Genomic DNA, 13,144 nt, shown 5'->3' with positions numbered 1-13,144 from the left:
GGCTCAATGCCGCCCTGTTCTACAGTGACATCGCCGACATGCAGCGTGAGGTCAACCTCGCCGACCCCACCTCCGGTGTGGTGCAGATCATCGACAACACCGCCGACGCCACCATCTGGGGCCTCGAGGTTGACGGCACCTTCCGCCTGGGCGACAACCTGCTGATGCTGGCCTCGCTCGGCTACATCGACGCCAGCTACGACTCGGTCAAGTTCGACCTCAACGGCGATGGCGTGGTCGACGGCAAGGACAAGAACCTGGACCTGCCACGGGCCCCGGAGTGGACCTACAGCCTGGGCTTTAACTACGACTTCCAGGTGGGCAGCTGGGGCTTCGCCACCGCGCGCATCAACTACGCCAACCGGGATGAGTCGGCCTACACCGACAACAACCTGGGCTATATCCTGGAGCAGGACATTCTCGATGCCGGCCTGGATTTCTACGCCAACAGCGGCCGTTGGGTGTTCTCGCTGTACGGTCGCAACCTGCTCGACGAGGTCAAGCACGGGGGCGACACCCAGTTGCCCTCGGCTCTCGGTCCCATCCCCCTGGGCGGTACCTTCTCACCGCTGGCCAAGGGCCAGGTCTACGGGGCCGAGATTACCTACAACTTTATGCGCTGAGTTTCAGGCGCGTTCAACACCTGGCCGGCGCTGCGCAAGCGCGCCGGCTTTTTCATGCCCCTATCCCAGCCGGTCGCGGGCGATAATCAGTTTCATCACCTCGCTGGTGCCGCCATAGATACGCTGTACCCGGGCATCCGCATAGGCCCTGGCGATAGGATACTCCCACATGAAGCCATACCCGCCGTGCAGCTGCAGGCACTGGTCCAGCACCTTGCCCTGCAACTCCGTTGCCAGCAACTTTGCCTTCGACGCGGTGACCGGGTCCAGCCCGCCCTGTACATGCAGTTCCAGGCAGCGGTCGAGGAAGACCCGCATGGCGGTGACTTCCGCGTCCATCTCCGCGAGTTTGAACTGGGTATTCTGGAAATCGGCGATGTGCTTGTTAAAGGCCTTGCGCTCCTTGACGTATTCGGTGGTGTAGTCCAGCGCCGCTTCCATGCTGGCACCAGCGACCAGGGCAATCTGCAGCCGCTCCTGGGGCAATTCCTGCATCAGGTAGATAAAACCCTTGCCCTCTTCCCCCAGCAGGTTGGCCCGGGGCACGCGCACATCATTGAAAAACAGCTCCGAGGTATCCTGGGCCTTCATGCCCAGCTTTTCCAGGTTACTGCCTTTCTGGAAGCCCTCCATCCCCGCCTCTACCAGCAACAGGCTGATGCCGGCGGCGCCGGCGCTGGCATCGGTTTTGGCGACAACCACCACCACGTCCGCATGCTGGCCGTTGGTAATGAAGGTTTTGGAGCCATTGAGGACAAAATCGTCGCCGTCGGCCGCCGCCGAGGTTTTGATGCCCTGCAGGTCGGATCCGGCTCCGGGTTCAGTCATGGCGATAGCGGTAACGATATCGCCAGAGATACAGCCGGGCAACAGCCGCTGTTTTTGCTCCTCATTGCCGAAATTCATCAGGTAGGGCACGGCAATATCGCTGTGCAGGGGCCAGCCGATGCCGGTTGCACCGGTTTTGCCCAGTTCTTCGTTGATGATGGCGTTGTAGCGGTAGTCGGCGCCAACCCCGCCGTACTCCTCCGGCGCGGTGGGCACCAGGAATCCCTGGGCACCGGCCTTGCGCCAGAGGTCACGATCTACCTGGCCGTCCTTCTCCCACTGGGCGTGGTAGGGAACCACCTCGGTTTCCAGGAACTTGCTGACACTGTCCCGGAACATCTCGTGCTCCGGCTCATAAACGGTTCTGGGGACCATTGCTCACTCCTCCTGTCGCGGGAGGGCAAGCTTGGCACAGCTACCGGCAAATTTACACTGCTTCGGCTAGAGCTGATCTTCCAGCAACGCTGCCTTGATATCGCGCTTGAGCAACTTGTTGGTCGCGTTACGGGGCAATTCCTCCGCCGAAATAAAGACCCGGCTGGGCACCTTGTAGGCCGCCAGGCGCGACCGGGCGAAGTCAATCAGGGCCTGCTCATCCACCGATGCGCCCTCGTGCAGGTGTACCACAGCAGCCACCTCTTCCCCCATCCGTTCGTCGGGCAGGCCGACCACGGCCACTTCCTTCACCGCCTCGTGCTCCAGCAGTTCATTCTCTATCTCAGCGGGATAGATGTTCTCGCCTCCACGAATAATCATGTCCTTGGCACGATCCGCCAGGAACAGAAAACCCTCCTCATCGAGGTAGCCGATATCACCGGTTTTCAACCAGCCGTCGCGGAAATCGCTGGTATTGGCCTCGGGCCTGTTCCAGTACTCGGCGATATTGGTGGCACTGCGCACCCAGATTTCGCCGGTCGCCCCCTGGGGCAGGGGCTCGCCATTCTCATCGGCAATGCGGATATCGACAATCGGGTGTGGAAAGCCGGCGGTACCCAGCTTTTCATGAAAGGCCTTGCCGGTGAGAGAGGCGCCCTGGGCGTTGGTTTCGGTCATGCCATAACCCGTGCCGCTGAAGTTTTGCGGTAATTTCTCCCGCAGCAGATTGACCACCTTGGGCGGGGTGGCCGCGCCGCCGATACCGAGCGAAAACAGGCTGCTGGTATCGGTGGACGGGAATTTCTCCGCCTCCAGCAGGTCCAGCACCATGGCCGGTGCCGCCGCCAGCGTGGTCACCCGTTCCGTCTCGATGTAGTCCAGCGCGCGCTGCACATCCCATTTATACATCATGACGATGCGACGCCCGCCCCGCAGATTGGCGAGGAACTGGGCGTGGCAGCCACTGACATGGAACAGAGGCACTGCCAGCAGCGAGGTCGGCTCAAAACCCCGCTCCAGCATGGCGCCGATCATCTCCCCGTTGGTCATGGCGGCGGCGATGGCGGCGCACTCCATGTTGAACAGGGCCTGGCAGATGGCACGGTGGCTGGATACTGCACCCTTGGGTTTGCCGCTGGTGCCCGAGGTATACATGATCATCGCCAGGTCGTCACCGCTGATTGCAACTGGTTCCGGTTTTGCGCCCTGGTGCCCGGCCACATAGGCCGCGAGGCCTTTTTCATCCTCCGGATTATCGGGCCTGGCGATGATGGTGGGGATACCCCGTTCCTCCATTAACCCGGCAATCCCGTTATAGCGCTGCTGGTCACATATCACCAGGCAAGCGCCCGCATCCTCGATGGTGTAGGCGATGTCCGCCGGCTGTCCCCAGCTGTTGACCGGCACAATCACCGCGCCAATGGAGGTAACGGCGATAAAGGCCGCCATCCATTCGGGATAGTTGCGCATGGCCAGCGCCACCCGGTCCCCGGGCTTGATGCCGTTGGCCTGCAGGGCGGCAGCAAGCGCGTCGGCCTCATCCAGCAACTGGTTGAAGCTGCGTCTTTCCCCCTCGTAGACGAGAAACTCCTTGTCGCCGTGATCGCGGGCCACCGCCAGCGCCTCGGGCAGGTTGTCCGGCGCGCCCTGGTAATAGCGCAGGCCCTGATCGTCGGTGGCTATTGCATAAGGTGCACCATCGCCCGTGAGCTGGGTAATGGCGGTGTCAAATTCCTGTTTCAGTTGCGACATGGAAATTACCGTCTCTTTATGTTGGTTGTGAATCTAGCCCGTCTTTATGTTAGTTGTGAGTCTAGCCCGATACCCGGCTGTGTGCATCAGCCAGACTTTGCAAAATCGACTGACCCGATTTTGCACCAGTCTCGGCCACTTGCCCATCGGGGGCAGACCAGTAGAATAGCAACAGTTCAGGAGTTTAGCCCATGCCCAACAGCATCCCCGTCCTCTACGCACAGTCTCTGCTGCGGCTGGCGCCGGTGGCACCGGAGGAACTGAAGGCAGAGTTGAGATCACTGAACCTGCCGCTGGTTCTGCTTGAGGATAGATCGGTAGCGGACGCCCGGATATCGGTCGACGATTACGGCAAGCTGTTCATTCACCTGGTGCGCAAAATCCAGGACAGCCTGCCCGGAAACAGCGCCGATGCGGAAGATATCCGCAATTTCAGTGCCTATCGCATGATGTTCCAGGCCATGTTGCATGCCAGGCACCTGGGTCAGGCCCTGCAACGGGCTTCTATCTACTTCAAGCGGCTGCAGTCCCACGGCGAGTCATTTGAACTGGTGGAGGACGGGGACACCGTCTACTGCCGGTTCATCTTCGCCCGCAATCCGGAGCGGGCGCTGGCCTCACCGGAAAACTTCAGCATGGAGCACCTGCACTGGCTGCCCGGCATGACCGGGCAAATCCTGTCCATGGCCATGTGGCACCGGGTCTGCGGCTGGTTTATCGGCAGCTTCATCGACTTGCAGGGCATTGAAATGCTGGAGCAGGGCAGCGGCGGCAAGGATTACTCAGAGGTGTTCGGCCTGCCGGTGAAATTTTCCGCCGAGCACGACGCATTCTCCTTTCATCGCCGCTTCCTGGACTTTCCTATCGTCCAGAACGAGGATTCCCTGGACACCATGCTGGCTACCTACCCGGCCGAGCTGTTCAAGATCAGCCCGGAAGAGCACAGCCTGGCTGTGCGGATCCGCAACCTGATAGGCAACGACTTCCGGCGGCCGCTGCCCAGCCTGCAGGAAATTGCCCAGCGGCTGCACATGACCACCCCGACCCTGCATCGGAGGCTGCGGGAGGAAGGCACCTCATTCCAGCAGATCAAGGACCAGTGTCGACGGGACGCCGCGATTGGCTATCTCACCAGCAGTGAACTCACCTCGGCCGAATTGTCCGAGTTGATGGGTTTTTCTGACAGCAGCACCTTCCACCGCGCTTTCAAGAAATGGACCGGCCTGACCCCCCAGGACTATCGAGCCAGCCACTGCGGCTGAAAATTCCTGCCCCTGTGCTTTGCAAAAAAGTGCAATTGTAAGATTGTCGACGCTGGCTAAACTCTTACCTGCCAATCAATCAAAAAACAGGAGCAGCACAATGGCCTACTTCATCACCGGTGGCACCGGATTTGTCGGACGTTTCTTTATTGATAAACTCAAGGAGCGCGAGGGCGACATCTACGTCCTTACCCGCGCCGGCTCCCGGAGCAAGTTTGACGCGCTGCAGGAGCGCCTGGGAGACCAGGGCGAGCGACTGATCCCGGTGGAGGGCGATCTCCGCGAAAGCAACCTGGGACTGGACCAGGCCACCATTGACGACCTCAAGGGCCAGATCAAGCACTTCTGTCACTTTGCCGCCATCTACGACCTGGCGGCCTCCGCCGAGGAGCAGGCCCGCACCAATATCGATGGCACCCGTAACGCCGTTGAACTGGCCAGCGCGCTCGAGGCAGGCTGCTTCCACCATGTCAGCTCCATCGCCGCCGGCGGCATGTACAACGGCACGTTCCGGGAGGACATGTTCGAGGAAGCGGAAAACCTTGACCACCCCTACTTCTCCACCAAGCACGACTCCGAGGGTGTGGTGCGCAAGGAGTGCCAGGTGCCCTGGCGGGTCTATCGCCCGGCCATGGTTGTCGGCCATTCCAAAACCGGCGAAATCGACAAGATCGACGGGGCCTACTATTTCTTCAAGTCGCTGCAGAAGATACGCAATGTGCTGCCGCCGTGGTTCCCGCTGATCGGCATCGAGGGTGGCAAGTTCAACGTGGTACCGGTGGACTACGTGGTGGACGCCATGGACCATATCGTCCACCTGGATGACCTGGACGGGCGCTGTTTCCACCTCACCGACACCGAACACCACAGCATGGGCAACATGCTCAATATCTTCGCCGACGCCGGCCACGCCCCGCGTTTCAGCATGCGTCTGGATACCCGGATGTTCTCCTTCATCCCCAGAATTGTCCGCGATACTGTCGCCAGCCTGCCGCCCATCAAGCGCATCGTCAATACCATCCTCGCCGATATGGGCTTGCCGGAATCGGTAATGATGTTTACCAACTACCCCACCCGCTATGACAACCGCGATACCGAGCGGGCACTGAAGGGCAGCGGCATCAAGTGTCCCGACCTGAGCGACTACGCCCCGGTCATCTGGGATTACTGGGAGCGCAATCTCGACCCGGACCTGTTTGTCGACCACTCGCTGGAAGGCAACGTCGGCGGCAAAATTGTGCTCATTACCGGCGCATCTTCCGGCATCGGCAAGACCTCGGCCATTCGCCTCGCCGAAGCCGGCGCTCACGTGCTGCTGGTGGCGAGAACCGCCGAGAAGCTGGAGGAGACCGCGGCCGAGATCGCCAAGCTTGGCGGCGTGGCCTCGATCTACCAGGCTGACGTTTCCGTGCTGGAGGACTGTGATCGCCTTGCCCAGGAAGTGCTGGCGGCCCACGGTCACGTTGACATCCTGATCAACAACGCCGGCCGCTCGATCCGCCGTTCGCTGGAGCTGTCCTACGACCGCTTCCACGACTTCGAACGCACCATGCAGGTGAACTATTTCGGCGCGATCCGCCTGACCCTGGCCCTGTTGCCGTCGATGAGTGCGCGCAAGCAGGGACACGTGATCAACATGTCCTCTATCGCGGCCCTGACGCCTAGTCCGCGTTTCTCGGCCTACACGGCCTCAAAAAGCGCCCTGGATGCGTGGACCCGCGCTGCCGCGGTGGAGTTCTCTGACCGCAATGTGCGCTTCACTACCATCAATATGCCGCTGGTACGCACCCCGATGATCGAGGCCACCACGGTATATGACTCGATGCCGGTGCTGACCCCCGATGAAGCCACCGATATGGTGGTAGACGCGGTCATCAACAAGCCCAAGCGCATCGCCACCAACATGGGTATCTTCCTCCAGGTGCAGAACGCACTGGCACCGCGCGTGTCGGAAATCGTGATGAACATCGTGTTCCGCATGTTCAACGACTCCGCCGCGGCCCGCGGCGACAAGAAGCCGGAGAAGGTGGAAGTCTCCAACGAGCAGGTGGCCCTGGCAGCACTGATGAAAGGCGTGCATTTCTAGGCCCCTGCAGCAGCAAGGCGCCCCGGAGGCCTAGATGAAGCTGGCGGTAAACGGCAGGGAAGCCTTTTGCCACACCGGTAATAAAAACAGCGAGCCGGGCCAGCCGGCTCTGCTGTTTATCCACGGCGCGGCCATGGATCACCGGGTGTGGCAGCTCGCCGCAGGCCATTTCTCCCGCCAGGGCTGTAATGTGATCGCCGTGGACCTGCCCGGCCACGGCCTTTCCCAGGGCCCTCCGCTCACCGACATTGCGTCGATGAGCGACTGGTTGCTGGCGCTGCTGGATGCGCTGGCAGTGCCGCGGGCCATCCTGGTGGGTCACAGTATGGGCAGCCTGGTAGCGCTGGACGGGGCTGCCCGTTATCCCGACCGGGTACAGGCCCTGGCACTGGTGGGCACCACCGTGCCAATGCCGGTGTCCACCGCCATTCTCAGCATGGCCGGCAATAATGATCCGGCCGCCTTCCAGATACTCACCCAGCTCGGTTACAGCAAGCGCTACCTCTATGGCGCCAACACCGGGGCTGGCGCCTTTATGCAGATCAACACGCTACGGATCTTCGAGGACAGTGCGCCCGGGGTATTGCACACCGACCTGAGCGCCTGCAGTCATTACCAGGCGGGACTGGCGCAGGCAAGCCGGGTAAGCTGCCCGGCGCTGCTGGTCCTCGGGGCGGACGACAGGCTGACCCCGCCCGATGGCACCGGACCCTTGCGGGCAGCCCTGGCCCACGCCGAGATGGTGGTGTTGCCGGCCACCGGTCATACCATCATGGCAGAAGCCCATCACGAGCTGGTCGCGGCTCTGCACACGCTGTTACCGTCGTAAATCAGCCGCCGAGCCCGAATACCTGCAGCAGCTTGAGCCCTCCCAGGCCTATCGTCACCAGCACCACCATCAATCCCAGCAGGTTGGAGATAATACCGTTGCGGTACTCGCCCAGCTGGGGCGACTGGTTCATCACCAGCAACAGGAACAGTGCGCACACCGGCAGCAACAGGCCGTTGGCGGCCTGGGCAAACAGGATCGCGGCCAGGGGTCTGGTGCCGATGACGGCAAAAAACGTACCGCAGGCCAGCACCCCCAGCCATACCAGCCTGAACCGCGGCGAGGACAGACTGCGCTCCCAGCCCAGGGCCCCGCAAACAGCATAGGCCGCCGCCAGCGGAGCGGCCACCGCGCTGCTCAGCCCCGCGGCAAACAGTCCGGCAGCAAAGAAGTAGCGGGCCGCAGGGCCCAGCAGGGGTTCCAGTTGCTGGGCGATATTGACCGCCGACACTGACGCCCCGGAACCGAAAAACGCCGCCGCACTGGTGCTCATAATCGCCAGGGTGATAAGCCCGCCCAGCCCGATGGACAGGCCGGTGTCCATCCGCGCCGCAGCCAGCGACTCCCGCAGGGGCAAGTCCTCGGACCACTTCTCCTGTACCGCACTCGAGTGCAGGAACAGGTTGTAGGGCACCACGGTGGTGCCAATCAGGGCGAGGGCCGTCAACAGCGAGCCCGGGGGCAGGGAGGGCTGGAACAGCCCGGACAGCAGCACCCCCAGGGGCGGGCGCACCATCAGGAAAGTCAGCAGGAACACCAGGCTCATCAGCAGCACCAGGCCCACCAGCACGTGTTCTATCAGCCGATAGCGCCCACTGGCCAACAGGGCCCCTGCGGACAAACCCACTGCCAGCGACCACAGCCACATGGGGAGCCCGCTGATGCCCTGCAAGCCCAGCGCCGCACCGGTGATGTTGCCAGCCTCATAGGCGGCGTTGCCCAGGCCCACCGCGGCGACCACCAGCAGCACGGCCAGGGTGCCGTACCAGCGCCCGGACAGGGTTTCCCGCAGCGCCTCGGAGAGCCCCCTGCGGGTGGCCAGCCCCAGCCTCGCTGCCATTTCCTGCAGTACCGCAGTGGCCACGATCGAGAACAGCAGCGCCCACAGCAGGGCATAGCCAAAGCCGGCGCCGACGACCGTGGCCGTGGTCACCGTGCCCGGGCCAATAAACGCGGCAGCAACAAGCAGCCCCGGGCCGAACAGGCCGCGGCGTGAACGCTGTGCCCTGGAATCGGGGTCAGAGGTCAAATCGATAGCGTCGCAAATACACCGATGCTACAACGGTGATCCCGGCAAACGCCAGCCCGGCGACCATGCGCAGCAGATCGACCTGTTGCCAGTACAGGCCATCGAAATAGAAACCAACCACGCTATCGCCGCCGATGTAGTGCGGAATATGCGTCACCACGGCCGAGACCACATGGTTGCTGCCGAACACGATGCCCTCGAGCACCATCAGGCCTATGACCGGTGCTACGGCAGTCAGGAAGGGCGAGCGTCGGGCAAAAGCGGAGGCCAGCAGCAGCCAGCCATAGGCCGGCGCCACCCACAAGGCGGTCATCAGCCAGCCGCCCACCTGCTGCAGCAACAGGTCACCGAAATAAATATTTTCCAGGATGGTGGCAAAGGGATCCATATCCAGCCGCCATACCAGCAGCATCGCCAGCAGCACGAAGGCCATTTGCAGCACCAGGGACACGCAGATGTAGATTGCCGGTGCCACCAGCAGCGCCACCGCCAGCCGGGTCAGCACCTCCTCCCACTCGGACACCGGCATGGATTTCCAGAACAGGATGCTGCGATCCTTGCGGTCATTGTAGAGACAGCCCAGCAGGTAGTTGGCCGTTACCAGCACCAGCACCACCAGCAGGAATCCGTGAATCACGTTGAGCACCGGATTGAGGCTGCCCACTTCGGTGGGTTCATAGTCGGGCTTGTCGCGCTCGCTGGGCTCGAAGCGCCACTCCCGGGAGAAATTCCACTCCTCCTCCGCGGGGGTCTCCTCCGGTGGACTGACTTCGATTTCCAGTGTTTGTTGCGGGGCACTGGCCACTTCGATGTCATCGTCGTCATCCAGGTCGATAACCACCACCGGCGACACCCCGAACTCCTCCTGGGCAATTACTTCCAGGAAGGTGTCAGTCATGACGGTAATGCGATTGGCCACCAGCACGCTGACCAGCATCAGCAGGGTCAACAGCACGGCAATGACGACCGGGGTCCAGACCAGGGAGCGCTTGTACTCCTGCAATTCTTTCTGCAGCAGGGTGAAACGCCTGAGGCTCGCTGAGGCTGTCATGACTTTTCCCCTCCCATCATGGCCACGAACAGGTCCGCCACCGAGGGCGTGCGCAGGTCACCCAGTGGCGCCAGCGACGCCCGCTCGATCCCCTCGTAAATCAGTGCCTTGCCGCCGAGAATACTGTGCGCACCGAGGTGGGGAATGCCCTGGGCCTTGACCGCGGCCTCACCCACCGCGTTGAGCTGGACAAACTGCTCCTCGATTTCGGCCATGGAACGGGACAGAACCAGCCTGCCCCGGTTCAGGAACATGACGTCAGTGAGGATATGCTGCACTTCATCCACCTGGTGGGTGGAAATGATAATGGTCCGTTCCTGATCAAAATAATCCGCGATCAACTGCTCGAAAAAGCGCTTGCGAAACAGGATGTCCAGGCCCAGGGTGGGCTCGTCGAGAATCAGCAGGCGGGCGTCGATCGCCATGACCAGGGCCAGGTGCAGCTGCACCATCATGCCCTTGGACAGGTCGCGGATGCGCCGCTTCAGCCGCACATCGGTGTCTTTCAGGTAGTCTTCCGCCAGCAAGCGATCGAAGCGCGGATGCACGCCGCTGGCGTAGTCCAGCAGCTGGGCCACCGTCATCCAGCGCGGCAATACCGCAGTATCGGCAATAAAACAGACCTCTTCCATCAGCCGTGAGCGCTGCGAGCGTGGCTGGCTGCCCAGCACCTCCAGTTCGCCCCGGTACTCGGTTAGGCCCAGCAGCGCTCGCAACAGCGTGGTCTTGCCGGCGCCATTGGGGCCGATCAGGCCCAACACGGCCCCGGCGGGCACCGAGAAATCCACATGATCGACGGCTCGCAGGTCGCCAAAGCTGCGCGTCAGCCCCCTCGCCTCGATAATATTGCCCATCAGTCCCTTCCCCCTGTTTCGAGCAACAATGTCACCACCTCATTCACATCCAGGCCCAGTACCCGCGCCCGTTCCAGGAACGCCGGCACTTCCTCGTCGATAAACTGCTCTTTCTCGTTACTGGTAAGCGCTTTGCAGGCCCCGGCGGTGACGAACATGCCCAGGCCCCGGCGCTTCTCCAGCACGCCGGCATCCACCAGTTCCTGGTAGGCCTTGCCCACCGTCAGATGATTGATCTGGTAGTCCGCGGCCACCTGGCGCACCGAGGGTACAGCCTCCCCCTCGGGAAAGCTGCCATCCATGATCCGCTGGGCGACCAGGTCGCGCAGCTGGCGGTAGATGGGCTGGTTGTCGTTCCACTCGACAGTCACTGGCGGGTCCCCCGGTTAGCGCTGGCGATGCAGGTCGCCCGAGCCCAGTACATTGCTGTCGAGTTCCGGCTCGCCGGCGTAGTAAATATCGCCGCTGCCGATAATGTTCACCTCCAGCGCATCCAGTTCGCCTACCCTGGCGTCACCGGAGCCGATGATATTGATCTCGGCGACATCCGCCGCCAGCGCGGTAAAGTTGACCTCGCCGCCGCCGATAATGTTGATTTCGATCGCCGAGGCGCGCTCGAGGGCGCTCTCGATGCCGATGTCACCGGAACCACTGATGGTCGCCTCAACCACGTCCACCAGCAATTCGCCAATACTGATATCACCGGAGCCCGAGACCATCAGGTCGAGCAGGGGCGCCTTCAGCTCGGCGATTTTTATGTCGCCGGAGCCCGCCACGCTGATTCTGGCGTCGTCCGCACTCAACGCAAACACGCGGATATCGCCGGAGCCCTCCACGCTGATCAGCATCTCGTCCACCGCCATGGGTTTGACGAACACATCGCCGCTGCCACTGAGCCGAATCTCGCTCAGCTCGGGTACCGTGAGCATGTACTTCACCGAGGAGAAGTTCTCCTGCCGGTAGTCCTGCGAATGGCCCAGGACCAGGGTGGAATCGCGGGTATAAAACGGACGCTTGGCGAGGTCATCGCTGTCACCGCGCACCAGCAGCTCGGTTTCCTCCCCCTGGCTGACCTGCACTTCAACGCTGCCCTGCACCCGCAGTTTGTCGATATCCAGGTCAGTCACCCTGAGGGTCTCCGCCTGCAGCCCGGCGGCAAACAGCAGCCCGAGGGCGATAACACTTGCTCTGCCAATCATTTCAAGGTCCCTCCCAGGGCTTCAGGTCGCCGCGGGCTCTTGCCCCGGCGCATTAACAGTTCCGACAATAGCGCGGCCGGCACGAAAAACATAATGGTCAGGGCACCAATCCCGAGCATGGCTGCCAGCCCCCGCAGCGAGATACCGCCATCGGGAGCGGCTGACTGCCGCGCAGGTGCCTGCGCAATCCGCAGGTCCAGGCAATCCTCGATCTGCACCAGCTCTGCATTGGTAGGCCGCGCCGGATCACCATCGGCGCGCACCAGGACGCTGGCGACAACCACCAGAGCAAGCAACATCAATCCACGTAACATCACCATTACCCCTACATCCTGCGGCTGATACCGGTGGGCGAGATGGCGGACAGCAGCTCCACCAGCCCCGCCGCCGGCGGGAAGCAGAGAAACGCCATGGCACCCACGCCAACGACACTGAGCGTGAAACAGATCAGGAACAGCCCGGCGTGCAGGATGATGCGCTGGTCACTGCTGGCAAATACGTTTTTTCTCGGTTTGACTGACATTTTGCAAACCCTTATTGATATGGTGTTATGCATAACTATAACACTATAATTGAAAACCGCAAGCAAATAGCTGCAGAAATTTATCTTCCGCATAAAAATCAACAGCTTAGGGCTCAGGAATCGGTGTTTTCGGGCAGGCTTTGCTGCATATTCGCTGCGATAGCAGTGGCGATCCGGCGGGCTTTTTCGGTGTAGGGGCCGCTGTAGTACTGATCCAGTGTGGCCGTGAACAGCTCCAGCCAGCGGTCGAAATCGGCCCTGGTCAGGGGGCGCTGGGCATGCAGGGCCCGGTGGATATTCATGGTGTGGCGGCGGTAGTTCTGCTCCCCCAGCAGCAGTTTGCACCAGTAGTTCCTGATGTGCGGCAGGTGCACCTCCAGGTCGATGGAGGCCACATCGAGAAAAATCGGTGCCAGTTGCTCATCCGCCAGCACCCGCTGGTAAAAGCGGTCGACAAACTGCTCCACCTGCTGGCGGCTGTCGAGATCTGGCTGTAGCGGCTGGCTCATAGCC

14 protein-coding genes are annotated in these 13,144 nt (G+C 61.8%); 4 read left to right on the top strand and 10 right to left on the bottom strand.

Annotation, left to right across the window (positions count from 1 at the left end):
• Positions 1-623, top strand: a 623-nt coding sequence (locus DWB85_RS01610; RefSeq protein WP_117952433.1) for a TonB-dependent receptor domain-containing protein, incomplete at its 5' end; no start/stop codon positions are given.
• A 60-nt stretch (positions 624-683) separates the two neighbouring features.
• Here the strand turns inward: DWB85_RS01610 and DWB85_RS01605 are convergent.
• Both DWB85_RS01605 and DWB85_RS01600 read right to left on the bottom strand, forming a co-directional pair.
• Positions 684-1,826, bottom strand: a complete 1,143-nt coding sequence (locus tag DWB85_RS01605; RefSeq protein WP_117952432.1) for an acyl-CoA dehydrogenase family protein — start codon at positions 1,824-1,826, stop codon at positions 684-686.
• Between the two features lie 66 nt (positions 1,827-1,892).
• Entirely contained in the window at positions 1,893-3,578 is a 1,686-nt protein-coding gene (locus DWB85_RS01600) for a class I adenylate-forming enzyme family protein (RefSeq protein WP_117952431.1), read from the bottom strand.
• A gap of 191 nt (positions 3,579-3,769) precedes the next feature.
• On the opposite strand from DWB85_RS01600, the gene DWB85_RS01595 reads away from it, so the two are divergent.
• From DWB85_RS01595 to DWB85_RS01585, 3 genes are all read left to right on the top strand, one after another.
• Positions 3,770-4,840 carry a helix-turn-helix domain-containing protein gene (locus DWB85_RS01595; protein ID WP_117952430.1) on the top strand — a complete coding sequence of 357 codons (1,071 nt, stop codon included), beginning with the start codon at positions 3,770-3,772 and terminating at the stop codon, positions 4,838-4,840.
• A 100-nt stretch (positions 4,841-4,940) separates the two neighbouring features.
• On the top strand, positions 4,941-6,926 hold the full coding sequence (locus tag DWB85_RS01590; protein WP_117952429.1) for an SDR family oxidoreductase: 1,986 nt from the start codon (positions 4,941-4,943) through the stop codon (positions 6,924-6,926).
• A gap of 34 nt (positions 6,927-6,960) precedes the next feature.
• Complete coding sequence (locus DWB85_RS01585; protein ID WP_117952428.1) at positions 6,961-7,755, top strand: alpha/beta fold hydrolase; 795 nt, start codon at positions 6,961-6,963, stop codon at positions 7,753-7,755.
• 1 nt (position 7,756) lies between these two features.
• On the opposite strand, the gene DWB85_RS01580 is transcribed toward DWB85_RS01585, so the two are convergent.
• The 8 genes from DWB85_RS01580 to DWB85_RS01545 all read right to left on the bottom strand — a co-directional run bounded on the left by DWB85_RS01580 (position 7,757) and on the right by DWB85_RS01545 (position 13,140).
• Positions 7,757-9,004: an Nramp family divalent metal transporter gene (locus DWB85_RS01580; protein WP_239017187.1), complete on the bottom strand. Its 1,248-nt coding sequence runs from the start codon at positions 9,002-9,004 to the stop codon at positions 7,757-7,759.
• Complete coding sequence (locus tag DWB85_RS01575) at positions 8,994-10,055, bottom strand: hypothetical protein (protein ID WP_117952427.1); 1,062 nt, start codon at positions 10,053-10,055, stop codon at positions 8,994-8,996. The genes DWB85_RS01580 and DWB85_RS01575 overlap by 11 nt, the downstream gene beginning before the upstream one ends.
• Entirely contained in the window at positions 10,052-10,909 is an 858-nt protein-coding gene (locus DWB85_RS01570) for an ABC transporter ATP-binding protein (protein WP_117952426.1), read from the bottom strand. The genes DWB85_RS01575 and DWB85_RS01570 overlap by 4 nt, the downstream gene beginning before the upstream one ends.
• The gene (locus DWB85_RS01565) at positions 10,909-11,280 is read right to left on the bottom strand and encodes a GntR family transcriptional regulator (protein ID WP_117952425.1); all 372 of its coding nucleotides are present in this window, start codon (positions 11,278-11,280) and stop codon (positions 10,909-10,911) included. Before DWB85_RS01565 ends, DWB85_RS01570 begins: the two co-directional genes overlap by 1 nt.
• A 15-nt stretch (positions 11,281-11,295) precedes the next feature.
• On the bottom strand, positions 11,296-12,108 hold the full coding sequence (locus tag DWB85_RS01560) for a GIN domain-containing protein (protein ID WP_117952424.1): 813 nt from the start codon (positions 12,106-12,108) through the stop codon (positions 11,296-11,298).
• On the bottom strand, positions 12,105-12,428 hold the full coding sequence (locus DWB85_RS01555) for a hypothetical protein (protein WP_133300539.1): 324 nt from the start codon (positions 12,426-12,428) through the stop codon (positions 12,105-12,107). The genes DWB85_RS01560 and DWB85_RS01555 overlap by 4 nt, the downstream gene beginning before the upstream one ends.
• A 5-nt stretch (positions 12,429-12,433) precedes the next feature.
• On the bottom strand, positions 12,434-12,631 hold the full coding sequence (locus DWB85_RS01550; RefSeq protein WP_117952422.1) for a hypothetical protein: 198 nt from the start codon (positions 12,629-12,631) through the stop codon (positions 12,434-12,436).
• 113 nt (positions 12,632-12,744) lie between these two features.
• The gene (locus DWB85_RS01545; RefSeq protein WP_117952421.1) at positions 12,745-13,140 is read right to left on the bottom strand and encodes a group III truncated hemoglobin; all 396 of its coding nucleotides are present in this window, start codon (positions 13,138-13,140) and stop codon (positions 12,745-12,747) included.
• Positions 13,141-13,144 lie beyond the last annotated feature (4 nt).

Origin of the sequence: Seongchinamella sediminis (assembly GCF_003457605.1) — a bacterium.
GTDB lineage: Bacteria > Pseudomonadota > Gammaproteobacteria > Pseudomonadales > Halieaceae > Halioglobus > Halioglobus sediminis.
This window is presented reverse-complemented; position numbering and strand designations above follow the sequence as displayed.

Bases quoted from the DNA above. Each gene is read 5' to 3' on its own strand.
- DWB85_RS01605 (WP_117952432.1), bottom strand. From the start codon at position 1,826: ATGGTCCCCAGAACCGTTTATGAGCCGGAGCACGAGATGTTCCGGGAC.
- DWB85_RS01600 (WP_117952431.1), bottom strand. From the start codon at position 3,578: ATGTCGCAACTGAAACAGGAATTTGACACCGCCATTACCCAGCTCACG.
- DWB85_RS01595 (WP_117952430.1), top strand. From the start codon at position 3,770: ATGCCCAACAGCATCCCCGTCCTCTACGCACAGTCTCTGCTGCGGCTG.
- DWB85_RS01590 (WP_117952429.1), top strand. From the start codon at position 4,941: ATGGCCTACTTCATCACCGGTGGCACCGGATTTGTCGGACGTTTCTTT.
- DWB85_RS01585 (WP_117952428.1), top strand. From the start codon at position 6,961: ATGAAGCTGGCGGTAAACGGCAGGGAAGCCTTTTGCCACACCGGTAAT.
- DWB85_RS01575 (WP_117952427.1), bottom strand. From the start codon at position 10,055: ATGACAGCCTCAGCGAGCCTCAGGCGTTTCACCCTGCTGCAGAAAGAA.
- DWB85_RS01570 (WP_117952426.1), bottom strand. From the start codon at position 10,909: ATGGGCAATATTATCGAGGCGAGGGGGCTGACGCGCAGCTTTGGCGAC.
- DWB85_RS01560 (WP_117952424.1), bottom strand. From the start codon at position 12,108: ATGATTGGCAGAGCAAGTGTTATCGCCCTCGGGCTGCTGTTTGCCGCC.
- DWB85_RS01555 (WP_133300539.1), bottom strand. From the start codon at position 12,428: ATGGTGATGTTACGTGGATTGATGTTGCTTGCTCTGGTGGTTGTCGCC.
- DWB85_RS01550 (WP_117952422.1), bottom strand. From the start codon at position 12,631: ATGTCAGTCAAACCGAGAAAAAACGTATTTGCCAGCAGTGACCAGCGC.
- DWB85_RS01545 (WP_117952421.1), bottom strand. From the start codon at position 13,140: ATGAGCCAGCCGCTACAGCCAGATCTCGACAGCCGCCAGCAGGTGGAG.